This window comes from Paenibacillus konkukensis, assembly GCF_023523925.1.
Taxonomy (GTDB): domain Bacteria; phylum Bacillota; class Bacilli; order Paenibacillales; family NBRC-103111; genus Paenibacillus_S; species Paenibacillus_S doosanensis.
The window spans coordinates 1,800,264-1,822,369 of the sequence record NZ_CP027059.1; the positions used below are offsets into that span (position 1 = coordinate 1,800,264).

Here is a 22,106-nt window from a genome sequence, read left to right on the forward strand (position 1 = left end):
GCCCGCCCGGAATCGTTCCTTCCCGCGCTACTTCGCCTTTCGATAATATAACGGCGCGTAGCCCGTAATGGACTTGAACACTCTGCCGAAATGCGTCACGCTGCCGAAGCCGACCTTTTTGGAGATTAGGCTGACCTTCATCGAGGATTGCTCCAGCAGCTTCTTCGCTTCCTTAATCCGGACGCTGTTCAAATATTCCACGAACGTAAAGCCGGTCGCTTCTTTAAAAAAACGGCTTAAATAATACGGGCTGACGTAGAACTGCTCCGCCAGCAGATGAAGCGACAGCTCCTGCATATAATGGTTGTTAATATAGCGGACAACCTCGGAGATTCTTTCGTGCATCGGACTTGGAGATTCCGGCGGCTCCATGCTGTTCTGTTTGACATGCCGGCAGCAAATGACGAGCAGCTGAAGCACCAAAGTGAGCGCGTACATCTCGAAGCCCGGCTTCCGGTCCCGAATCTCCTGCATGATACGGGCAGCAAGCGCCTCGACGGCGATACGATCCTGCAGGGAGCATTGAACGACGATGTATTCCTGCTCAAACAACGGCTGCAAAATGTCCGTATGCGAACCGTTGGCAAGGCGCATGTCGCTCTCGTGAATATTCACGATCAGCCGCTCGTGCGCGGGCGTTTCGGCGTTGGTAGTGCGATGCAGTATATTCGGCGAGATGATGATCACGTCCCCTTCCTTCATCACCATCGTCCTGTCTTTAATAAAAAACTCCCGTTCGCCGGACAGCAAATAGTAGATTTCGTACGTACTGTGAAAATGACTGGCAGGCATATGATGACTTAGCGCTTTGCGATAAGATATCGAAAAGGTTCCTTCAGCGTTATTGAATTGAAAATTGCTCATCGGCGGTCCGCCTTCCGTGTAATTTCTAATTTCTATTGTACGCATTTGTGCATCCACTGCAAGATATAAGAAGAAATGAAGGATTTCCGCAAAAAATGTACATTATTTCTGTGCTACTATAGGCTTAAGTACACGAAGGAGGAATTAATACGATGAGTTCTGCACCAGCGAACACGGAGACATGGACCCCCATTCAATGGGCCGAGAAGGCTTGCGAGGCATTAATGGCCAAATTCGAGCCGGAATTGCTTCCGCCGGACCGGTTCCACTATCATCAAGGGGTTTTTCTATCCGGTATGGAAAAAACATGGAGAGAAACCAGGAACGATAAATATTACGATTATATCAAACGGTGGGTAGACAGCCAGGTTCTCGCCGACGGCAGCATCAAGAAATACCATCCCGACGAGCTGGACGATATTCAGCCCGGCGTGCTCCTTTATAACTTGCTTGAGCAAACGGGGGACGAGCGGTATAAGAAAGCTTTGTACACGCTGGTGCCGCTGCTAAAATCCTGGAAGACAAACCCTTCCGGCGGCTTCTGGCATAAAGATCGCTATCCGAATCAAATGTGGCTGGACGGCTTGTACATGGCCGGGCCGATTGCCGTTCAGTTCGGCAAGACGTTCGGCGAAAGCGAATACTTCGATATGATGACGTTCCAGGCCATTCTGATGGAAAAGCATACCAAGGACTCTGAAACCGGTCTGCTGTACCACGGATGGGACGAAACGAAGGAAGTCAAATGGGCCGATCCCGAGACGGGCCGCGCTCCGGAGTTCTGGGGCCGCGCGATCGGCTGGTACCCTGTCGCTCTGCTGGAAATGTTCGAATACCTTCCTGAGGATCATAAAGACAAAGCCGCGCTGGTCGCCATTCTCCAGGATTTGCTGATCTCCTTGACGAAATTCCAGGACGAAGCTACCGGCTTATGGTATCAGGTGGTCGACAAAGGGGATCGTCCGGACAACTGGCTGGAAAGCTCCTGCACCGCCCTGTACGTTCAAGCTATCGCCAAGGCGGTACGTCTCGGCTATCTGGACGCCAAGTATATGCCATATGCCTGGAAAGGTTATCAAGGCGTGATCGATACGCTGAAGTTCGACGACAACGGCAACGTCGTTATCGGCAACATCTGCATCGGCACGGGGATCGGCGATTACGCTCACTATATCGCCCGTCCTACGAGCGAGAACGATCTGCACGGCGCAGGCGCCTTTATTCTCATGTGCGTGGAAATGAGTCTGGCGCAGCCGGCGGCGGCGCAATAACGCGGCACCGTCTATACTTATGGGATCAACCCAAAAAGGCCGAATCGGAGCTTCCTTCTGCTCCTGCATTCGGCCTTTTGTTGATTTATGGTTATTCGCCCAGCTTCCGGCTCGCCCGCTCCAAAGCGTTCAAGGCAAAATCCAGATCGGCTCTCGTATGCCCGGCCGTCACGATGAACCGGACGCGTCCCTTGTCCATGGCGACCGTAGGATACACGATGCCTTGAGCGAACACGCCCTCCTCCAGCAGCAGATCGGAGAATCGCATCGTCTTCGCCGGATTGCCGATAATGACCGGGATGATCGGGGTTTCGCTCGCGCCCGTGTCGAATCCGAGAGCTTGCACACCGGCGCGGAAGTACGCCGCATTGTCCCACAGCTTCGCAATAAGCTCCCCGCTTTGCCGGAGCACCCGAACGGCGGCGAGGCAAGAAGCCGCGACGGCGGGAGTTTGCGACGTGCTGAACAGAAAAGGCCGCGCTTTGTGGATCAAATAATTTTTTAGCACCTGCTCGCAGGCAACATAGCCTCCGACGACGCCGACCGCCTTGGACAGCGTGCCGATTTGGATATGAACCCGCCCGTTCAACCCGAAATGATCGGTCGTTCCTTTACCGTTGGTGCCGAGCACGCCGCTGGCATGGGCGTCATCCACATAGACGAAAGCGTCGTAGGCTTCGGCCAGCTCGACGATCGCGGGCAGCGGCGCAATATCCCCGTCCATGCTGAACACGCCGTCGGTCACGATGACGCGCTTCTTGTACCCGCCGCTTTGCTTCAATATTGCCTCCAGTTGATCCATATCTTTATGCGCGTATATTTTCCGATCGGATTTGGTCAGACGAATGCCGTCGATAATGCTGGCGTGATTCAACTCGTCGCTGATGACGACGTCGTCCGGACCGAGAATTGAGGCGAGCACTCCCTGGTTCGCGGTAAACCCGGATTGAAACACCAGCGCCGCCTCCGTTCCTTTGAACGCCGCGAGCTCCCGCTCCAGCTCGTCATGGATGCGAAGCGTCCCGGTGATCGTCCGCACCGAACCGCTGCCTGCGCCGTATTCGCGGATCGCGGCTATCGCGGCCTCCTTCAACCCGGGATGACCGGTGAGTCCCAAATAATTGTTGGACGACATCTGCAGCACCCGCCGCCCGTTCAGCGTCATCCAGGTATCGGAGCCGCTGTCCCACACCGTTAAGGGGCGGTAGCGCCCCTCCTTCTTCAAATTCTCCAGCTCTTCATACAATGAGTTCCAGTCCGCCATGAGTATGCTCCTCTCCTTCGTTATGCTCCGCAGCCGTTTCGTTGTCGTGCGTGAACACAATTTTTCCGCATTGTCCCGAGGCCATCAATTCAAACGCTGCCTTATAATCATGCAGCGAAAACCGGTGGGTAATTAACGGCGTCAGATCGATTCGGCCCTGCTCCAGCAGCCCTTTGACCTGGTACCAGGTCTGATACATGCGCCGTCCGGTAATGCCTTCGATCCGCAGCCCTTTGAAAATAATATGAGAGGACAAGTCCAGCGATACTTCGCGGGTCGGAATGCCGAGCAGCGACACGCGCGCCGCCGGAGCCGCCGCTTCGAATCCTTGGCGAATGGCGTCCGGATGACCGGACATTTCCAATAGGACCTCGGCGCCTTCTCCCCCGGTATGCTCCCTTATCGCTTCGGCCAGCGGAACTTGCCCGTTGTTAATTACGGCGTCCGCGCCTATTCGGCGCGCCAGCTCCAGCCGGTACGGATTGACGTCCGCCGCGATGACGGCTCCCGCTCCGCAAGCTTTGGCGACGGCGACGGCCATCAGGCCGATCGGTCCCGCGCCGATGACGGCGACCGACTTGCCGGCAATATCTCCGGCCAGCACCGTCTGCACGGCGTTGCCTAACGGGTCCTGCAGGCAAGCGAGCTCGAACGGCATGTCCTTGGCGTTATGGATAATGTTGGACGCTTTCACAATCGCGTAATCGGCAAAACAACCGGGAGCCGTAATACCGAAGCTTTTCGTATTCGGACACACATGAGCGTTGCCTGTCCGGCATGCCTTGCAAACGCCGCATACGATGTGCCCTTCGCCGGAAACCGTATCGCCGGGCCGGACATGAACCACATCCGAGCCGACGGCCTCCACGATCCCGGCGAATTCGTGACCGAATACATTCGGGGTGACGACCGTCTTCTCCGCCCAAGCGTCCCAGCGGTAAATATGCACATCGGTTCCGCAGATGGAAGTGGCTTTAATCTTCACCAGCACTTCGTCGCGCCCGCAGCGGGGTACAGGAACCTCCTTCAGGACAGCGCCGGGCCCGCGGACCTCCTTCACTAATCCAATCATGGTCGCACTCATCGCGATCACCCGCCCTAAAATGGTTGTTATATTGTACGTTTGTACAAAATAAAATACGTTAATATAATATATTATACATTTGTATTAGATAATGTACAGACATTTGCCGTCTCGATCAGGAAATTTTTTTCGGAATCGCCGGTAAACACCATTTCTTTAGATCCGGGGATGTAAACCGCCATCTTGAGAGACTTTCAATAGATACGTTCAGACTAAATGGGCAGCATCTGTGAAGATGATCACAACATCACTTTTCCAATCACGCCAAACGTTTCATTTGGTAAACCGGTAGCCCCCCCAAATTGTCTCAACATAAGGCCGATTGAATGGATCAAATTCTATTTTTTGACGCAGCTTTATTCATCATATCCGGCAAATAAAAAATATTATTAAATCAACTAGGGAATATATATTTTCGGTTACGACAATACTATCGTCGACCCCCTAATAATCATGAACGATGCAAGTATGGCAAGAATACGTTCTTGCATCATTCCACGAATCGATTCCTTGATGGATGCCGCGCCATGATTTTAAGATAAGGATATGAACGCATGATGAATGTAACATTACCAATAAGGCTCGCCACTTCTATCAAAATGAGGCGACATCAGTACAACTGACATCGCCTCCGGAAGGTTATTTACAAAGATTTTTGCTGCTGGAATTCTCGCACCTTCAATTTGCGGTATTGCAGAAGCATAACATACCTCCAAGGAACGAGCATGCCAAAAGCGAGAAGGAAGAAGAGGGCGCCCGTTTGCGGGATCGAAATATATTGTTCGATATAGCTATGCAGCGCTATTCGCAATACAAGCAGCCCCATTAGTACGAAAATGAACGATTTGGATCGTTTGATGAAGACTTCGCCGCCCTGAACCTCCAGTTTCGAGCTACGGATCAGAGGATAAGAAAATAACAGCAGTCCCGCCAAAAACGCAAGCAAAGCCCACATAGCGGGTATCCGGAAGGCGGGTACGGTAAACATGAGAAAGCCGATGCTCATGCCAATCGTAGGCATTGCTATTTTTACCGCTGAGACTGGTTTGCGACTCGCTCGCGTACGGACGAATATTGCTAGCAATGCCATTCCAATCATGCTAATGCTGGATATAGCTTGCAAATTAAGCGCGCCGAACTGAAGCATAACATGTTCCTCCTTTTCTGAGTAAGCATTGGAATTGTTTTATTTAATAATGCTCAAAGCGACACCAATCAGATATGGAATTAACCACAATCCCCAAACCATTAAGCTGAACTTATGAAATTGCTGGATTTGCTTTTCGCTTTTTCTCCACAATACAATTGCTGCCCATATCGCATGAATAAGCATCAAAATCAGAGCAGCCGCTCCAGTTATTCCGTGTAAATTTATTTCCCTGCTTGTATTTAACTGTTGCATAAAGCTAGTACCAATACCGTCAAACAACAAACCTGAAAAAAAGTAAACTAAATGTTTTGGTTTTAATCGACCAGAAAGTTTTTCTCCCCAAACACCGATTGTGTAAGCAACTAATGCTAAGTTAATAAAAATTACTGCCATTGCCAACATTGTATAATTCCTCCCAATTATTTTTTATATTCATTGGTAATTTAGCGATAATTATTGTTACATAAAGAATCACCTCTTTATTTATGTTCATTTATAAATTCTTGATTAGTCATGAATGATTAATATGTCCTTGATTATAGATCATCAATTCAGATTAGTCAATTATGATTATAAGGTAATATTAGGCTTGTTTCTTTACAAAAAAACCGGGTATTGCGCAAAACCTCGCAAACCCGGTAAAGTAAGGCTAAATTTCTACTCGTTTTTTAATTTTTCAATGACAAGAAGTAACCAGTTCCTTTCGGCTTGTTTACAGACGAGATGGTGTTCTATTGATAAGTCTATCCCTTGGGAAAATGAATGTTTAGGAGCCTTTTGCAATTCCTCGATTTGTTCGGTTAAGCCATTTAAGCGAAACATAAGGCAATCAATCGTCTCCTCTTTGGGCAGATGATCTAAAAACATAAGTCCAATATCGCCCTTAAAGGGGGTGTTATCTTGTTCAGACAAGTTCTCACGAAGAAGCCTCTCAAATTCCTGGTCTCCACGCGGTGTAATGGAATAAACTTTTCGTGGAGGACGATTGCCTTCTTGTTCCTCGTGCACACTAATAAATCCGGCTGCCTTTAGCCTTTCTAATATGGCATAAGCCGTTGCTTTTTTCATAGTGGTAATACGACTCAAGTTTTTATCAATAAATTCATTAATTTGATAACCATGCAGGCTTTGCGACTTTAATATTCCAAGTAATAGCAGCGCTCTTTCGTCCATATGTTACTACTCCTTAACATGTTCATTTTTACGATAGTTTAACCAATCCGTACCAGATTAGTCAATATAGATTATTCATATATTAAACGATGAACAACAAATAAATGGAATGTTACAAAAGTCTAGAGTCCTTCTCGGACTAGCAAGAGTAGAACGAGGTCATAAACAATTTCCCATTTTCACTGGTACTACCCCTATATCATATTTTGGTATACTATTCTAGAGGTGAACATATGTCTCGAGCAGTAGACAGCAATAAATAATGCGGTGTTCGAATATCATGTTGTGTTCTGCCCCAAGTTTCGGCTACACGAATTTGAAGCCAATCAGCATAAGGAACTCGTTGAACCAAGAAGCCCCTGGCTTTAGTCAAATCATTAGGAGAGAACCGTCCATGGAACAGGATCAAATTCATAAAAAAATCGGCCGCAACCTGCAAAGCATCCGCAAAGCGAGATCGCTCAGTTTGGATCAGGTCGCCGAGCTGACGGGAGTCAGCAAAGCGATGATCGGCCAAATCGAGCGCGGCGATTCCAATCCGACCATTTCAATACTGTGGAAAATCGTAAACGGGCTCCACATTTCGTTCACTTCCCTGATCGAGGAAGAGGAGACCAAGGTGACTCATATCCGTTTCGAAGAGCTGGAGCCGTTCTCGGAGGACGACGGACGATACCGCGCCTTCCCGCTCATCCCGTTCGACCAGCACAAGCAGTTCGAAATATATACCGTTGAGCTGGATGCGGGATGCGGACACGAATCCGAGCCGCATAACGAAGGCGTCGAGGAATATATTCTGATGTCCCAAGGGGAGCTTCGGCTCGATATCCAGCAGGATACGTACCGGCTCCAGGCGGGGGACGCACTCCACTTTACCGCCGATAAGCCGCATACGTATACGAATCTCTCGGACGGCAAGACGGTGTATCACACGATCATTTTTTATCCGAAGTCTTAAAAAGCCCGGTGAAAAAAGAGCGGAGGGGCCATTTGAATCTGGAAAAGCGTAAGCGTTCGCCTTTGAAACCACATCGCGATCAAGAAAAAAGCCGCAGGCCGGCTCCCGTGTTGCGAAGCCTGCCTGCAGCTTATTATCCTCTTATGCGGCGGAGGATGACGCCGTTATACAGAATAAAGGAGAGTGAAGCACTCCCATGGATGAAACCAGCACAAGCAAGCGAGTGTCAGCCCCTCTGCTGCTCGATACGGCCAAGGCGCTCTCCAGCGAGCTGCGTCTGCGGATATTGCAAGCGCTTAGCGAAAAGCCGATGAGCGTCTCCGAGCTGACGAAAGTGCTTGGCGTCGCCCAGCCGACGATATCGATCAACGTGCAGATGCTGGAGGAGGTCGGGCTGATCGAAACCGCTCAAAAGCTGGGGAGAGGCAAAATCTGCTCGCGAACCTGCGATTCGTTGATCCTCGATTTGCCGGTGGTGCCGAGCGAATCGCTGAAAGTAAAGGAAGTTCATATGCCGGTTGGCATGTACACCTCATTTCGGGTGAACGCACCGTGCGGTCTGGTCAATAATGAAGGCGTCATCGGCAATGTGGACGAGCCCTCCTCGTTTTATATGCCCGAGCGCGCCGAAGCGCTTCTGATCTGGTTCAGCGAGGCCGGCTACGTCGAATATTCGTTTCCGTACGTAGCCTCCAGCGACCCGCTGGTCCGCGAATTGAAGGTGAGCGCGGAAGTTTGCTCCGAGACTTGCGGCTACAATGAAGACTGGCCTTCCGACATTACCGTATCGATCAACGGGATGGAGCTCGGCACCTTCACCAGTCCCGGCGATTTCGGCGCTACGAAAGGCCGGCTTACCCCGGTATGGTGGAAGGGCGGAACCCAATACGGCCTGCTTACGGAATGGAGCGTCAATGAAACCGCGGCTTATGTCAACGGAGTGCCCAGCGCTCATGTAACGATGAACGATCTGCATTTAAGTCCGGACCGGCCGATTGTCGTCAGATTTGAAGTCAAGCCGGATGCCCGTCACCGCGGCGGACTTAACTTGTTCGGCAAGCGCTTCGGCAACGTGCCGCAGGACATTAAGCTCGTCTTCTCGCGGTAATGCGAATCCGCTCCGGCCGCTCAGTACAAGCTCCCTGCTTGCCCGCTTCCCGAGCTTAAGCGAGCAGCTTCTTCATCAGCGCATTGGCGGCTTCCTTGCGCAGCTCCGCCAGCACGGCCGCATATTCGGGGCGATCGGCCACATTGTCGAATTCGTTCGGGTCCGTTATGAGATCGAACAATTCGTAATGCTCCCGTCCGTGCTTCACGACGTGAATGTATTTGCATCTCCCGTCGCTGACCGCCAGGAAGCCTTCCCCCTCGCTCATAATATAGCGGTACCCGCCGAGCCCTTCGGATTCTTGGAAGTCGCGGCCGTCCGTCGGAATCGGCGGAGCGCCCGCCGTCTTCAGGCAGGTTGCCATGATGCCGGTGAGCATGACCATGGCCTGACTCGCGAGATGGCGGCGTTTGCCGGGGTACTGCACCAGCAGCGGCACGTTCAGCACATCCTCGTAACCGCAATCGCCCTTCCCCCATAAGCCGTGATTGCCCAGCATCTCGCCGTGGTCGGCGGTGAAAATAATTAGGACATCACCCCCCCATCTTCGCCGCGCCGCTTCCATGACGCGTCCGACCTGATCGTCGATGAGGGCGACGTTGGCATAATAGCTTTTGCGCAGCTGCCGCCAATAGTCCGCGGAGTAGTTTTTTTGCGCATGATCGGGCGCCGGGCCCGAGCCGTCGCAAATGCCGCGGCCGTCCCCATGGAAGCTTAGATGATGAATCCGGGACGGGTCGTCGAATTCCCCGGCCTTGCCGACCATCGCTTTATCCTTGCCCATATCGACTCTATCGAAGTAGGAGGCCGGAGGATCGAACGGATAGTGGGGGCCGCTGAACGATACCCAGCAAAACAGCGGTTCTTCCTCCGCATATCCGTCAATATATTCCGCCGCCTTGCGGCCGACCCAGCTGTCGGGATGCCACTCTGCGGGACCCGGAAAAGGAAATACTTTCGCTTTGCTCCGGTCCCACGTATCCCTCCGGTACGCTTCCAAGTAACCCGCCGCATCCAATTCTTTGGCGTAATCGTCATAAAACCATACGGACACCTGCTTATCGTCCTGCAGATCCAGATGATCGATGCCCAGAGACACGTAATAATCCCGGAACTGCTCGTAGGGAAGCGTTCGGTCCGCTCTCGTTTCGTTGTAAGGGACTGGAGAAAAATGGCATTTGCCGTGAACGGACGTAGCGTATCCGCTTCTTTTCAGCTCCTGGAACAGATTCGGGATGCCCGTGCTCAGCTCGCATTTGCGGAAGTTGCTGTAGGCGCCGCTATTATGCGGCAATTGCCCGGTCAGTATGGCGCAGCGCGACGGCAAGCACCAAGGGCTCGCCGCATAGGCCCGCTGGAACTGAATGGCTTCCCCGGCCAGCGCGTCCAGATGCGGAGTTGCCACCGCTTCGCCGCCGTAGCAGCCGAGCGCGTCTTTCCTTAGCTCGTCGGCGGTAATTAACAAAATATGAGGCCGTTTCGAAGACATCGTTATTCATCTCCATCATTCCGTAGTCATTGCATTGGCATTCCTTTCATCCAGCCTGCCGGCGATCAGCCGCCCGAGGAACGGATGTGAGTCCGCCAGCTCCCGCCGCAGCAGCCCGCGCATATGCGCCAGCTCCCCCGCTCTCGCCCGGTCGCCGGCGATATTCACATTCTCGTAAGGGTCCTCCGTCAGATCGTACAGCTCTTCCTCGTCCATGTACCGGAAGATGTACTTATGCGTATCGGTCCGCACGGAGACGTTCACGCTGTCCTTCCCGATCCTGAACTGCCGGGGGCTGACCCGCTCTCCGCCGACGATAGCTCCTTCATCTCCCCCCAGCTTGAAGGTTTCCGCCACTACATAGTCGCGGTGGCGGCCGGTCTTCCCTTGCAGCACAGGCTCGAACGATCGGCCTTCATGCCGCTGCTTGACGGCGACCCCGGAGAGATCGGCCAAGGTAGGGAGCAGGTCGATGAGAGAGACGAGCGCGGCGCTTTCTGAAGGCGCCGAAGCTTCGGAAGCTCCGGCGTTCGCTATGATCAACGGCACGCGCAGCGCCTCCTCATAATGCAGCGGGAAGCCTTTTTTCACGATGCCGTGCGCGCCCATCATATCGCCGTGATCGGATACGAACACGATGATGGTATTGTCAAACAAGCCGTTACGCTTCAGGTGGCCGACAATCTCCCCGACCTGCTTGTCGATCAAGGCGCACAGTCCCCAATAGTGAGCGATGAATCCGCGCCACTCGCTTTCGTCCAGCCCTTGCATTTCTTTGAAATAAGGCGAGTTCAGCACTTCCCGCGGTTTTCCCTCGATGCCCTTGAGAAAGTTTTCCGGCAGCGTCACGTCTTCCGGCCTAACCAGCTTATCGTACGGGGACGGAACGATCATCGGAAAATGCGGCGCATTATACGAGCATACCGCGAAAAAAGGCTGCTCCTCCGGCCGGCGGTCCATCGCTTGCAGAAACTGCCGGGTTTGCCACGTTTCCAGAAAATGCTCCTCCTTGATTTCCGCCGTGCCGTAAGGCGCGCGTCCGGGCTGCTTCAGCTTCTCCAGATCGGCGTGAGTCAAATTCTCGATATGCGTGTCATGAAGAACGTAGCCTTCGCTGCGGGCATATTCCCGGTATTCCTCGATAAACCTGCCGCGGTCCCGCCCGTCGATCACCGCCGGAATGGCGCTGATATCGTCAAAGTGAAACCGGTCCGGCGTCGTCCCGGGCACATGCCATTTCCCGGTATAGATCGTGTGGAAGCCGGCTTCCTTGAAGTTTTTCACCAAGCCCTCGTCCCGCAAGTCTTCGCGAATGCTCCGCCAATTTCCGGTCACTTCGTGCCCGTGAGGCATGAGGCCGGTCCATAAGCTGGCTCTTGCCGGGCAGCATAGCGGATACGCGGTATAACAGCGGTCGAGGGACGTTCCCCGCGCGGCCAGCGCATCGATATTCGGGGTAACCGACGCGGCGTTGCCGTGGCAGCCCAGCGTATCCCAGCTTTGCTCGTCGCTCATAATGATGACTATATTTTTGCGGCTTTCCGTCATGAATGGCACCTCCCCCTTATTTTTAAAACGTTTTCGGCGAGAGCTTCCCTGCAATAATGTCCCGCAGCTGCTCCAGCGGCACCTTCGGCTTGCGGTCATAAGTGAGCAGTCCGTTAATTTCCTGCTCCACGTCCGTCAGCTGCGTGTAGCAAAAGCCCTGCACGACGGGGGAAGCCAGCATCGGCTCGACCACGGCCTTCAGCTTGCCGACGAAGTCCTCGTCGCTGTTCGCGCCGGAGTATCCCCAGCCTTCCCAGTCGCTTTTTTTGAACGAAATGCCGCCGAACTCGCTCACCAGGATCGGCTGCCCCTCATAGGCCATACCGCCGGCAAACGTCCGCTTGCTGTGATTGCGCACCCCGTTCACAGCCGATTCGGCGGTGCTGTAGCGTTCCTCAAGCACTTGCCGCGACGGCTCGTAATCATGAATGGTGCATAGATCCGTCTTCATATGCTCCCAGCCGTCGTTCGATACAACGAGACGGGTCCGGTCGAGCGACCGCGTCAAATGATACATGGCCAAGGCGTGCTGCTGCTGAGATTCGTTGTCTTTAATATTCCAGACTCCCCAGCTTTCGTTCAGAGGAACCCAGGCGACGATGCAGGGATGGTTATAATCCCGCTCTATCGCCTCCTGCCATTCGCGGGTAAACCGCCTGACGTATGGTTCCGAATATTGATACGCGTTGGCAGCTTCTCCCCATACGAGCAGGCCGAGCCGGTCGCACCAGTAATGATAGCGGGGGTCCTCCATCTTCTGATGCTTGCGCGCGCCGTTAAAGCCCATTTCCTTCGTCAGCTCGACATCGCGCCGAATCGCTTCATCGGACGGCGGCGTCAAATTTCCGTCGGGAAAATACCCCTGATCGAGCACCAGTCTCATATAATAAAATCGGTTGTTCAGCATCAGCTTGCCGTTCTCGACCGAAATTTTGCGCATGCCGAAGTAGCTGGTCACCTCGTCCACCGGCCGTTCGTTCTTAAGCAGCGTGAATTTAATATCGTACAGATTCGGAGTTTCCGGGGTCCACAGATGGCAGCGCCGGAAGCCCTGGTAATGCGGCAGCACGAGCGAACGGGTTTCTTCCGCTTCCTTAAGCGAATAAACATCTTCGGCGACCGGCTCGCCCTTGAAGCTGATTTCGACTTTAAGCTTGAGGTCGTCCTGCACGTTATGCCCTGCCACGACCGGGCGGATTTGGAGCAGGCCGTTATCGATATCCGGCGTCATCCGCACTTGGGCCAAATGCACGGCATCGACCGCTTCCATCCATACCGTCTGCCATATGCCCGTCGTGCGGGTGTAAAAGATGCCTTTCGACTTCGGCTCCCAGTACTGCTTGCCCCGCGGCAGCGACAAGTTGCGGCTGTAATCCTCGGCCAGCACGACGACCGTGTTCGTTCCGTCCGGATGCAGGGAATCGGTAATATCGGCCGAGAACGGCGTATGCCCGCCTTCGTGCACGGCGGCGTGCTCGCCGTTGACCCATACGCTCGCCCGGTAGTCTACGGCGCCAAAATGAAGCAGCACCCTCCGGCCGGTCCATTCCGCCGGAACCTGGAACGTTCGCCGATACCAGACGGTATCGTGAAAGCCGGGCTCGCCGATGCCGCTCAGCTTGCTTTCAAACGAAAACGGCACCTGTATCGTTCGTGAGAAAGCGGCGGCGCCCAGATGCCATTTCTGCTTCCGTCCGATCCTTTCGTCGTCGAATTCAAATTCCCATTGCCCGTTTAAGTGGGCCCAGTCGCTGCGAATAAACTGCGGCCTGGGATGCTCGGTTCTCATCGGTTGTGACAATTTAACTCTCTCCCTTGGATATGAATGTCTTATGCGCTTCCTTATACTTGTTGTCGATGAGCTCGGCGGCTTCGCTGAGCCTGCGCTCGTTGTCCTCTCCGCTCAGCTGCAGCGTATGCGGGGCTATGCGCCGGGCAACGGGTCCGCCTCCCCCGGTCGATTCCGTCAAATATTGAAGGTCGCTCAGATTGGAACGCCAGGCGAGCAGCGCTTCCAGCAATTCGTCCTTGATTTCCCGGTATGCGGGGTGGCCGAACAGATCGCTGCGTTCGGACGGATCATTCAGCCGATCGTACAATCGTCCTTCCCGCTCATCGAAGTAATACTCCAACTTCCAATATTTGGTTGATATTGCCGCCGAACGGTACAGTGTGCCGACCCCGCAGCGGCGCGGCGACGGCTTCCCGTCGCTTAACGGCCGGAACAAATCATGGCCCTGAACGTACCGGCTGGAAGCGCCGGCCGCCCCCAATACGGTCGCCGTAATGTCCGTCCATACGGCAAAGTCTCTCGTTTCCCCCGTCGGCAGCGTGCCCGGCATGCTCATGATGAAGGGGACGCGCCAGCTCGCGTCATAATAATTATGCTTGTCGCTGAACCCGTGATCGTACAGCTGCTCCCCGTGATCGGAGGTGAAGATAATGAGCGTCGACCGGCGAAGCCCGCTGGCGTCGAGATAATCGAGCAGTCTGCCGATTTGCGCGTCCGTATATGCGGCCAAGCCGTAATATAACCGGCGTTCTTCGTCGATATGCCGCTGCGTTTCCGGGGACTGCAGCGCAGCCTCCATCTCCCGTTCCCGGCCCAGAAATCCCAGAAGACGTTTCGTCTGGATCGGCAGCGCCTCAATATCTCCGGGCCGGTAGTCGATAGGCGGCAGCGGCTTGTCGCGGTACAGATGCGCCCATGCTCCCGGAGGGTCCAGCGGCGAATGGGGGCTTAGCAGCGAGCAGAAGGCGAAGAACGGCCCCCCGCCCTCTTGCCTGACTTTTTCCAGCTCTTCGATCGTCCGGTCGACCAAAAACGCCTCCATATGCAGCTCTTCGGGTCTGGATTGGGGGCCGTCGCTTTTTCTGGGGATGCCGTGCGGTTCCAAGAACCGGGCATAGCTGTCCGAGCCGGAGCCGGAGTTTTTCTCTCCTTCGACCGTATGGACGATATCGAAGGAGCTTGGCAGCGGCCCGAAATGGGTTTTGCCGATCATTAGGTTCGTATAGCCTTCCTGCTTCAGCGCATCCGGCAGCGTTTGGAACATTTCCCGGCGCTTGATTCCGTTCTCGATACAGCCGTGCACCGGCGTATGCAGCCCCGTGATCAAGCTGCTGCGCGCCGGCGAGCACACCGGAGACGCCGTATAAGCTTCTTCGAACAGCACGCCCTCTTGCGCCAACCTGTCCAAGTGCGGCGACACGGCGTAAGGACTGCCCATGCAGCCCAGCGTATCGCAGCGCTGCGTATCTGTCGTAATGAGTAAAATATTAGGCTTCTCAGCCGTTTGCCGGTTCATCGTGCATCCCCCCCTGGCCTACAAATGACAAATGGCCGTACGCTTCGGTTTAATCCCATGTAATTTCTTGCGTGCGCAGCAAATACTCCGTTTTGGTTACTTCCATATACTCCGTCCAAGGAATGACTCCCGTACGCCGGGCCCACTGCTCATGCCGGTCCGCAAGCTCCCGAACCTTCTCGGGGTATTGATCGGACAGATCGTTTAACTCGATCCGGTCTTCTTCGATATTGTACAGCTCCCACTTTTCCTCGTGCGGCCCCCGATCGCCGCGGAAGCCCCAGGCCGCCGTAAATTGCCAATCCATTTTGCAGCGGGACAGCAGCTTCCATTTCCCTTGGCGCACGGCCCTATTCCCTTCATGCTCCCAGAACATATACTCGTGGCCTTCCCGTTCGTTCCCTTCGAAAATCGGCAGCAGGCTTTTGCCTTCCAGCGGAATGATCTCGTTGCCGTTATAAGTTTCGGGATATGAAATTCCGGCCGCATCCAGACATGTAGCCATAATATCCATCAAATGCCCGAATTGATGCGTAATCGCGCCCTGCTGCTTGATTTTTTCCGGCCATCTGGCGATAAACGGCGTCGAAATGCCGCCTTCGTTAACCATATGCTTGTATAGGCGGAAAGGCGTCGTGCTGACATTGGCCCACGGGAGGTGATAAGCGATGAACGAATCGGCCGTGCCCGGCGTCTTGTCGCTTCGAAGACCGATCCCTTCCGCGCAGGCGCCGTTGTCCGACAAAAACATCACCAGCGTATTGTCCTCAATGTGCAGCTCCTTGAGCTTCTCCAGCACTTTGCCGACCCCTTGATCCATCCGGTCGATCATGGCGGCGTACACGGCCATTTTCAGATCCCAAGCCTCTTTATTCTCCACCGTATCCCAAGCGGGGGCCCCGCTGTCGCGTTCGGTCAGCGGGCTGCTTTTCTCATCCAGCATGCCCATGTCGGTCAGGCGCTCGTATCGTTCCTTACGGAGCTGATCCCAGCCTTTCATGTAAGCGCCCTTATACTTGGCAATATCCTCTTCGGGAGCCTGCAGCGGCCAATGCGGAGCCGTATACGCCAGATATAGGAAGAACGGCTTCTCCTGCTGCCCGTATTCGTCAATATAGTCGACGGCGCTGTCGCTAAACCAGTCCGTCGTGTAAAAATCGTCATCCGGAGGCTGAAACGGAAGATTGCGCTTGATCAAGGTTTTTATAGGCTCCGGCTTGAAGTAATTGCTGGCGCCGTCAAGCAGCCCCGTATAGCTGTCGAACCCTCGATTATAAGGTCTTTGCTGCTCTTGCTTGCCGAGATGCCACTTGCCGACCATGAGGGAGTTGTATTGATCCCCCAAAGCTTCCGCTATCGTGACGCATTGCCGGTGAATCGTTCCCGTATACGCCGGATTGCCGATATCTTCTTCCATAAATCCGAGTCCCGCCTGATGCGGGAAAAGTCCGGTCATGATGGACGCTCGCGTAGGGCAGCAGCGGGGCGTATTGTAAAATTGCGAAAAGCGCACGCCTTCCCCGGCCAGTCGATCGAGATTCGGCGTATGGATCTCCGAGCCGTAGCATCCTATATCGGAGAATCCCATATCATCGACCAGAATCAAAATGATGTTCGGCTGCTTAGTCATTGGATCGCCTCCATTGTTGGCTTATTTTTTGTTCAAATACCGGTCGTAAGCGGTTTGGGAGATGTTCACCGCTTCGTCGATTCCCAGCTTTTTGAGCTGATTGACGTAATTGTCGAAGTTGCCGAGCGGTTCCGCGCCGAGGATGAATTTCAATACCATCTCGTCGCTGTACGTGTTCACCTCGGTTATTATTTTGGATCGCTTGTCGTTCTCCTCCGCGGTCAGGCGAATCGGCGGCAGCTGCAGCGCACTGTCGACGTCGGGATCGTCGGCCCATTTTTGCCGGATCGCCGCCGAGTCCGGACTTTTGGCCAAATTCGGATTGGCCGCAACGTCGGTGAACATCAGTTTGGGCGCAAAATGAACACGAAGAATATAATTGGCGTTTTCCGTGCCGAACTTCGGATTGTTCAGAATATAATCCGTATACTTCGGCTTGCCGTCTACCATCGTATAGGTTTTGCCTTCAATCCCATAGTTGTACAGCATGGCTCCTTCCTGCGTAAAAGCGTAATTAAGCCAGCGGACGGCTTCTACTTTATGCTTGGAGGAGGTTGTGATCACGGTCTCTTGCCCTTGGTTCGGCACAGGCCAGTCGCTCGGCTGATAATGAATCCGATCTCCCAGCTTTAGCCTTGGATAAGGCGCCGGAACGTAGTTCTGCTTCAGCTGCTTGCCGCGGTTATAGGTGCCTACGACCGCATCGACGAATGTGGCGGCTTTGCCGCTGTCGAACAGAGCCTGCGCCTGAGCTGCTTTTAACCCGGCAAAATCTTTGTTGATGTAGCCTTCCTTGTACCATTTGTTCATCAGCGTCAGGTATTCTTTGAACTGCGGCTGAGTTTGCGCGAAGGCGACGGTTTTGCCGTCTTTCAGGTAGAAACCGGGAACGATGCCTAGCGGGCCCATAAATTGCTCTTCCAACCCGTTAGGGACGGGAATATAAGGAGCGATGCCCTTGCTGTCCTTGATCGCCTTAAAAAACTTCTCGTACTCGTCAATCGTTTTCGGCACGTCCATCGAGACCGATTTCAGCATGTCCTCGCGGAACATAATCCGGCGAAACGGCGCATCCTGCTCCGGCTTGATCATATAGATGGCGGGAAATTTGCCGTCGTCGGTCGTGACTTCGCGCTTCGTTTCGGCGTCGGACGTAGCGAGCTTATAGTAATCGGGCGCGTACTTCTCAAGATAAGGAGTCAGGTCCTCGAACACGCCGTCCCGTACCCCTTTCTCCTCTCCGCCGACATAACGCCCCGCTCCGGTGATGATGTCGGGCAGCTCGCCGGAAGCGATCATCAGGTTGAACGCCTCCTTCTCCTGCCCTTGAGCCGGATGAATGAACTCGATATGGATGCCGGTGCGCTTTTCCAGCTCCTGGTACACTTCGTTTTGCCCGTAATCGGTAATAAACTGCGATGCGTTCGAGCTCATCGGCGTCCATACTTTTAAGGTGATCGGCGTCTTGACGATAGGCAGCCCGCTTTCATTCATGTTGGCCGAAGCGGCGGGCTCTCCCGCAGCGCTTCCCGGCGAACTGTCCCCGTTGCAGCCGGCGAGGGCGGACGCAAGCATTAGGAATGCCGTCCCCCATGCCAATGATTTGCGATGGAACCGAAGTCTCATAGCTCTTCCCCACTTTTCCTATATTTTAATAAATCGCTTTGAACGCTACCCTTTTAAGGAGCCGAGCATGACGCCCTTCATAAAATACTTTTGACAGAAAGGATAAATAAACAGGATCGGCACCGTTGCCACAATAATGGTGCAGTACTTAATAACCAGATAGACCAGCGCTTGATCGTCATCCGAAACCGAGGCGCCTTCCAGCAGATTTCCCCCGGCCGAGTTGGCGATCAATATTTCTCTCAGCAGCAGCTGCAGCGGGAATAAGCCCCGGTCGCGGAGATAGATCATGGCGTTAAACCAGGAGTTCCAGTGGCCGACGGCATAGAACAGCACCATGACCGCAAGCGTTGCCTTCGTTACCGGGAGAATGATGCGGAATAAAATGACAAAGTCATTGGCTCCGTCGATTTTGGCCGATTCCTCCAGGCTGTCGGGAATGGCGTTAAAGGCCGTTCTCATCACGATCAAGTTCCACGTTGCGATAATTCCGGGGATGATCAGGGCCAGCCGGCTATCGTACATCCCCAGATTTTTGACAAGAAGGAAGTGCGGGATCAGCCCTCCGCCGAAATACATCGTGAACACGATCATGATCATCATCGGCTTTTTCAGCATCAAGTTTTTGCGCGACAGCACGTAAGCACCGATAGCCGTTAACAGTACATTCAGGCAGGTGCCTACAACGACATAGATGATCGTGTTCATGTAACCGATAATAATATTAGGATTGTTGAATACGATTTCATATCCGACTACGGAGAAGCCGAGCGGCTTCAGCAATATGCCGGTATGCTTCGCCAGCTCAGCCGGCTCGCTGAAGGAAGCGAACAAGACGTACAGCAGCGGATACAGGCTGACCAATCCGAACAAAACGAGCAAAATGTGGTTGAACGAATCAAAAATCGTTTCCCCGATCGTTTTTTTGAAAATCACTTTTTTCCCTCCTTTACCATAAGCTTTCTTTGACAAATCGGCGGCTCACATAGTTGGCGGCAAGCAAAATGATGAAGTTAATCGATGAATTGAACAACCCCACTGCCGCGCCGAAGCTGTAATTCGCCTCCTGCAGCCCGCGCCTGTAAACATAAGAAGCGATAACGTCGGCGGTCTCATAGGTTAACGGATTGTACAGCAGGATGATCTTCTCGAAGCCTTCGCTCATAATATGACCGAGCCGCATAATCAATAAGATGGTGATGGTCGGAACGAGCGCCGGCAGCGTAATATGCATCGCCTTGCGCAGCCGGCTCGCTCCGTCCATCTCCGCAGCCTCATAAAGACTCGGATCGACGGAGGATAAAGCCGCCAAGTAGATGATGCTGCCCCAGCCCACCTCCTGCCAAATCCCGCTGGAGATGAAGATCGTGCGAAACCATTCCTTCTGCATGAGCAGATTGGTGCGTTCGCCGCCCAGAGCATGGACGAGATCATTGATCACCCCGCTGCTCGCCGTAAAATCAACGAGCATCCCGCAGACGACCACGAGCGAAATAAAATGCGGCATGTAGCTCACGGTTTGAACGGTCCGTTTAAAGATGTGGCTGCGGATCTCGTTCAGCAGCAGCGCCAGCAGGATCGGCGCGGGAAAGCCGAATAAAATTTGATAAACATTGAGTAAAAAGGTGTTCTTGATGACGCGAAACGCATAAGGGCTCGTAAGAAACTCATTGATATGTTTGAGCCCGACCCAATGGCTGCCCAGGATGCCCTTGAAAGCATTGAAATCCTGGAAAGCGATTACAAGTCCCGCCATAGGCACGTAATGAAACAGAATATAGAACACGATGATCGGACAAGCCATAATATACACGTACTTGTTCATGATCAGGTCCTTGCGGAGCCTGCTTGCGAACGTCTTGCTTGGCGCTCTGGCCGTCGTTGTTGCCAAGTCCATATTGCTTCCCCTTTCCGTTTCGTTGTGTCGTTAGGTCCGCCAACCGCCTTGATTGTATGCCTGCTAAGGCGTTTGTTCAATTTGCCATTCATTTTGGCGTTATGCTATTCTCGCGAGAAACGATGGACGGTCTGTTATTTCTTATTTTCATACCGGTCGTAAGCGGCTTGGGAGATTCTCACCGCTTCGTCTAATCCCAGCTTTTTGAGCTGACTGACATAATTGTCGAAGTTGCTGAGCGGCTCCGCGCCGAGGATAAATTTCAATACCATCTCATCGCTGTACGTGTCCACCTCGGTCATTATTTTGGAACGCTTGTCGTTCTCCTCCGAGGTCAGACGGATCGGCGGCAGCTGCAGCGCGCTATCGGCGTTGGGATCGTCGGCCCATTTTTGCCGGATCGCCGCCGAGTCCGGACTTTTGGCCAAATTCGGGTTGGCTATATCCGAGAAGGCCAGTTTCGGTGCGAAGTGCACGCGCAGAATATAGTTGGCATTCTCCGTTCCGTATTTCGGGTGATTCAAAATATAATCCGTATATTTCGGTTTTCCGTCCACCATCGTATAGGTCTTGCCTTCAATCCCGTAGTTGTACAGCATGGCTCCTTCTTGCGTATAAGCGTAATTGAGCCAGCGGATCGCCTCCGTTTTATATTTGGAGGAAGTTGCGATTACGGTCTCTTGACCGTTGCCGGCCAGCGGCCAAGTCTTCGGCTGGTAATGAATCTGTTCCCCTGCCTTTAACCTGGGATAAGGGGCCGAAACGTAATTTTGCTTCAGCTGTTTTCCGCGGTTGTAGCTGCCCACGACCGCCTCGACGAGCGTGGCGGCTTTACCGCTGTCGAACAGCGCTTGCGTCTGGGTCGCCTTTAACCCGGCAAAATCCTTGTTAATGTAGCCTTCCTTGTACCATCTGTTCATCAGCGCGAGGTATTCCTTGAACTGGGGCTGAGCCTGCCCGAAAGCTACCGTCTTGGCGTCCTTCAAATAAAAGCCCGGAATGATGCCATACGGTCCCATAAATTGCTCCTCCAGACCGTTAGTCACCGGAATATAAGGAGCAATCCCTTTGCTGTCCTTGATCGCCTTAAAAAACTTCTCGTACTCGTCAATCGTTTTCGGCACGTCCATGGAGACCGATTGCAGCATATCCTCGCGGAACATGATCCGGCGAAACGGCGCATCCTGCTCCGGCTTGATCATATAGAAGGCGGGAAATTTGCCGTCGTCGGTCGTCACCTCGCGCTTCGTTTCGGCGTCGGACGTGACGAGCTTATAGTAATCCGGCGCGTATTTCTGAAGGTACGGAGTCAGATCCTCGAACACGCCGTCCCGTACCCCCTTCTCCTCCCCGCCTACATATCTTCCCGCCCCTGTAATGATGTCGGGCAGCTCGCCGGAAGCGATCATCAGGTTGAACGCCTCCTTCTCCTGCCCTTGGGCCGGATGAATAAATTGGATATGGATGCCGGTGCGTTTTTCCAATTCCTGGTACACTTCATTTTGTCCGTAATCGGTAATAAATTGCGACGCGTTCGGACTCATCGGAGTCCATACTTTTAGTGTGATCGGCGTTTTGACGATAGGCAGGCCGCTTTCGTTCATGTTGGCCGAAGCGGCGGGCTCTCCCGCAGCGCTTCCCGGCGAACTGTCCTCATTGCAGCCGGCGAGGGCGGACGCAAGCAGCAGGAATGCCGTCCCCCACGCCAATGATTTACGATGAAACCGAACTCTCAT

The 22,106-nt window shown here is 53.6% G+C and carries 18 protein-coding genes; 3 read left to right on the top strand and 15 right to left on the bottom strand.

Annotated elements, in window-relative coordinates:
* Positions 1–27: 27 nt before the first annotated feature.
* Entirely contained in the window at positions 28–864 is an 837-nt protein-coding gene (locus tag SK3146_RS07895; protein ID WP_249864564.1) for an AraC family transcriptional regulator, read from the bottom strand.
* A 152-nt stretch (positions 865–1,016) separates the two neighbouring features.
* Between SK3146_RS07895 and SK3146_RS07900 the strand changes: the two genes are divergently transcribed.
* Entirely contained in the window at positions 1,017–2,135 is a 1,119-nt protein-coding gene (locus SK3146_RS07900; RefSeq protein WP_249864565.1) for a glycoside hydrolase family 88/105 protein, read from the top strand.
* A 91-nt stretch (positions 2,136–2,226) separates the two neighbouring features.
* Here SK3146_RS07900 and SK3146_RS07905 read toward each other — a convergent pair whose 3' ends face one another.
* From SK3146_RS07905 to SK3146_RS07925, 5 genes are all read right to left on the bottom strand, one after another.
* Positions 2,227–3,399, bottom strand: a complete 1,173-nt coding sequence (locus tag SK3146_RS07905; RefSeq protein ID WP_249864566.1) for a glycine C-acetyltransferase — start codon at positions 3,397–3,399, stop codon at positions 2,227–2,229.
* Entirely contained in the window at positions 3,374–4,483 is a 1,110-nt protein-coding gene (gene tdh, locus SK3146_RS07910; protein WP_249864567.1) for an L-threonine 3-dehydrogenase, read from the bottom strand. The genes SK3146_RS07905 and tdh overlap by 26 nt, the downstream gene beginning before the upstream one ends.
* A 643-nt stretch (positions 4,484–5,126) precedes the next feature.
* Complete coding sequence (locus SK3146_RS07915) at positions 5,127–5,630, bottom strand: CcdC family protein (RefSeq protein ID WP_249864568.1); 504 nt, start codon at positions 5,628–5,630, stop codon at positions 5,127–5,129.
* Between the two features lie 39 nt (positions 5,631–5,669).
* Positions 5,670–6,035, bottom strand: coding sequence for an HsmA family protein (locus SK3146_RS07920; RefSeq protein ID WP_249864569.1), 366 nt, complete (start codon positions 6,033–6,035; stop codon positions 5,670–5,672).
* A gap of 255 nt (positions 6,036–6,290) precedes the next feature.
* Entirely contained in the window at positions 6,291–6,806 is a 516-nt protein-coding gene (locus SK3146_RS07925; protein ID WP_249864570.1) for a PadR family transcriptional regulator, read from the bottom strand.
* A gap of 394 nt (positions 6,807–7,200) precedes the next feature.
* Between SK3146_RS07925 and SK3146_RS07930 the strand changes: the two genes are divergently transcribed.
* Entirely contained in the window at positions 7,201–7,764 is a 564-nt protein-coding gene (locus tag SK3146_RS07930) for a helix-turn-helix domain-containing protein (protein ID WP_249864571.1), read from the top strand.
* 196 nt (positions 7,765–7,960) lie between these two features.
* On the top strand, positions 7,961–8,872 hold the full coding sequence (locus tag SK3146_RS07935) for an ArsR/SmtB family transcription factor (protein ID WP_249864572.1): 912 nt from the start codon (positions 7,961–7,963) through the stop codon (positions 8,870–8,872).
* Between the two features lie 55 nt (positions 8,873–8,927).
* On the opposite strand, the gene SK3146_RS07940 is transcribed toward SK3146_RS07935, so the two are convergent.
* From SK3146_RS07940 to SK3146_RS07980, 9 genes are all read right to left on the bottom strand, one after another.
* The gene (locus tag SK3146_RS07940; RefSeq protein ID WP_249864573.1) at positions 8,928–10,361 is read right to left on the bottom strand and encodes a sulfatase-like hydrolase/transferase; all 1,434 of its coding nucleotides are present in this window, start codon (positions 10,359–10,361) and stop codon (positions 8,928–8,930) included.
* 15 nt (positions 10,362–10,376) lie between these two features.
* On the bottom strand, positions 10,377–11,909 hold the full coding sequence (locus SK3146_RS07945; protein ID WP_249864574.1) for a sulfatase-like hydrolase/transferase: 1,533 nt from the start codon (positions 11,907–11,909) through the stop codon (positions 10,377–10,379).
* Between the two features lie 22 nt (positions 11,910–11,931).
* Positions 11,932–13,698, bottom strand: a complete 1,767-nt coding sequence (locus SK3146_RS07950) for a glycoside hydrolase family 2 protein (protein WP_249864575.1) — start codon at positions 13,696–13,698, stop codon at positions 11,932–11,934.
* Positions 13,699–13,711: 13 nt separating this feature from the next.
* Entirely contained in the window at positions 13,712–15,217 is a 1,506-nt protein-coding gene (locus tag SK3146_RS07955) for a sulfatase family protein (protein ID WP_249864576.1), read from the bottom strand.
* A gap of 49 nt (positions 15,218–15,266) precedes the next feature.
* On the bottom strand, positions 15,267–16,847 hold the full coding sequence (locus SK3146_RS07960) for an arylsulfatase (protein WP_249864577.1): 1,581 nt from the start codon (positions 16,845–16,847) through the stop codon (positions 15,267–15,269).
* A 21-nt stretch (positions 16,848–16,868) separates the two neighbouring features.
* Positions 16,869–18,473, bottom strand: a complete 1,605-nt coding sequence (locus SK3146_RS07965) for an extracellular solute-binding protein (RefSeq protein WP_249864578.1) — start codon at positions 18,471–18,473, stop codon at positions 16,869–16,871.
* 45 nt (positions 18,474–18,518) lie between these two features.
* Positions 18,519–19,409 carry a carbohydrate ABC transporter permease gene (locus tag SK3146_RS07970; protein ID WP_249864579.1) on the bottom strand — a complete coding sequence of 297 codons (891 nt, stop codon included), beginning with the start codon at positions 19,407–19,409 and terminating at the stop codon, positions 18,519–18,521.
* A gap of 13 nt (positions 19,410–19,422) precedes the next feature.
* Entirely contained in the window at positions 19,423–20,370 is a 948-nt protein-coding gene (locus tag SK3146_RS07975; RefSeq protein ID WP_249864580.1) for an ABC transporter permease, read from the bottom strand.
* A 134-nt stretch (positions 20,371–20,504) separates the two neighbouring features.
* Positions 20,505–22,106 (bottom strand): extracellular solute-binding protein, encoded by a 1,602-nt coding sequence (locus SK3146_RS07980; protein WP_249864581.1) that lies wholly within the window; start codon positions 22,104–22,106, stop codon positions 20,505–20,507.

What these genes read in the sequence shown, in the direction of transcription:
- SK3146_RS07930 (WP_249864571.1), top strand. Translation starts at nt 7,201, where the DNA reads ATGGAACAGGATCAAATTCATAAAAAAATCGGCCGCAACCTGCAAAGC.
- SK3146_RS07925 (WP_249864570.1), bottom strand. Translation starts at nt 6,806, where the DNA reads ATGGACGAAAGAGCGCTGCTATTACTTGGAATATTAAAGTCGCAAAGC.
- SK3146_RS07945 (WP_249864574.1), bottom strand. Translation starts at nt 11,909, where the DNA reads ATGACGGAAAGCCGCAAAAATATAGTCATCATTATGAGCGACGAGCAA.
- SK3146_RS07980 (WP_249864581.1), bottom strand. Translation starts at nt 22,106, where the DNA reads ATGAGAGTTCGGTTTCATCGTAAATCATTGGCGTGGGGGACGGCATTC.
- SK3146_RS07965 (WP_249864578.1), bottom strand. Translation starts at nt 18,473, where the DNA reads ATGAGACTTCGGTTCCATCGCAAATCATTGGCATGGGGGACGGCATTC.
- SK3146_RS07975 (WP_249864580.1), bottom strand. Translation starts at nt 20,370, where the DNA reads ATGGACTTGGCAACAACGACGGCCAGAGCGCCAAGCAAGACGTTCGCA.
- SK3146_RS07950 (WP_249864575.1), bottom strand. Translation starts at nt 13,698, where the DNA reads ATGAGAACCGAGCATCCCAGGCCGCAGTTTATTCGCAGCGACTGGGCC.
- SK3146_RS07895 (WP_249864564.1), bottom strand. Translation starts at nt 864, where the DNA reads ATGAGCAATTTTCAATTCAATAACGCTGAAGGAACCTTTTCGATATCT.
- SK3146_RS07900 (WP_249864565.1), top strand. Translation starts at nt 1,017, where the DNA reads ATGAGTTCTGCACCAGCGAACACGGAGACATGGACCCCCATTCAATGG.
- SK3146_RS07960 (WP_249864577.1), bottom strand. Translation starts at nt 16,847, where the DNA reads ATGACTAAGCAGCCGAACATCATTTTGATTCTGGTCGATGATATGGGA.
- SK3146_RS07905 (WP_249864566.1), bottom strand. Translation starts at nt 3,399, where the DNA reads ATGGCGGACTGGAACTCATTGTATGAAGAGCTGGAGAATTTGAAGAAG.
- SK3146_RS07940 (WP_249864573.1), bottom strand. Translation starts at nt 10,361, where the DNA reads ATGTCTTCGAAACGGCCTCATATTTTGTTAATTACCGCCGACGAGCTA.
- SK3146_RS07920 (WP_249864569.1), bottom strand. Translation starts at nt 6,035, where the DNA reads ATGTTGGCAATGGCAGTAATTTTTATTAACTTAGCATTAGTTGCTTAC.
- SK3146_RS07935 (WP_249864572.1), top strand. Translation starts at nt 7,961, where the DNA reads ATGGATGAAACCAGCACAAGCAAGCGAGTGTCAGCCCCTCTGCTGCTC.
- SK3146_RS07955 (WP_249864576.1), bottom strand. Translation starts at nt 15,217, where the DNA reads ATGAACCGGCAAACGGCTGAGAAGCCTAATATTTTACTCATTACGACA.
- SK3146_RS07915 (WP_249864568.1), bottom strand. Translation starts at nt 5,630, where the DNA reads ATGCTTCAGTTCGGCGCGCTTAATTTGCAAGCTATATCCAGCATTAGC.
- tdh (WP_249864567.1), bottom strand. Translation starts at nt 4,483, where the DNA reads ATGAGTGCGACCATGATTGGATTAGTGAAGGAGGTCCGCGGGCCCGGC.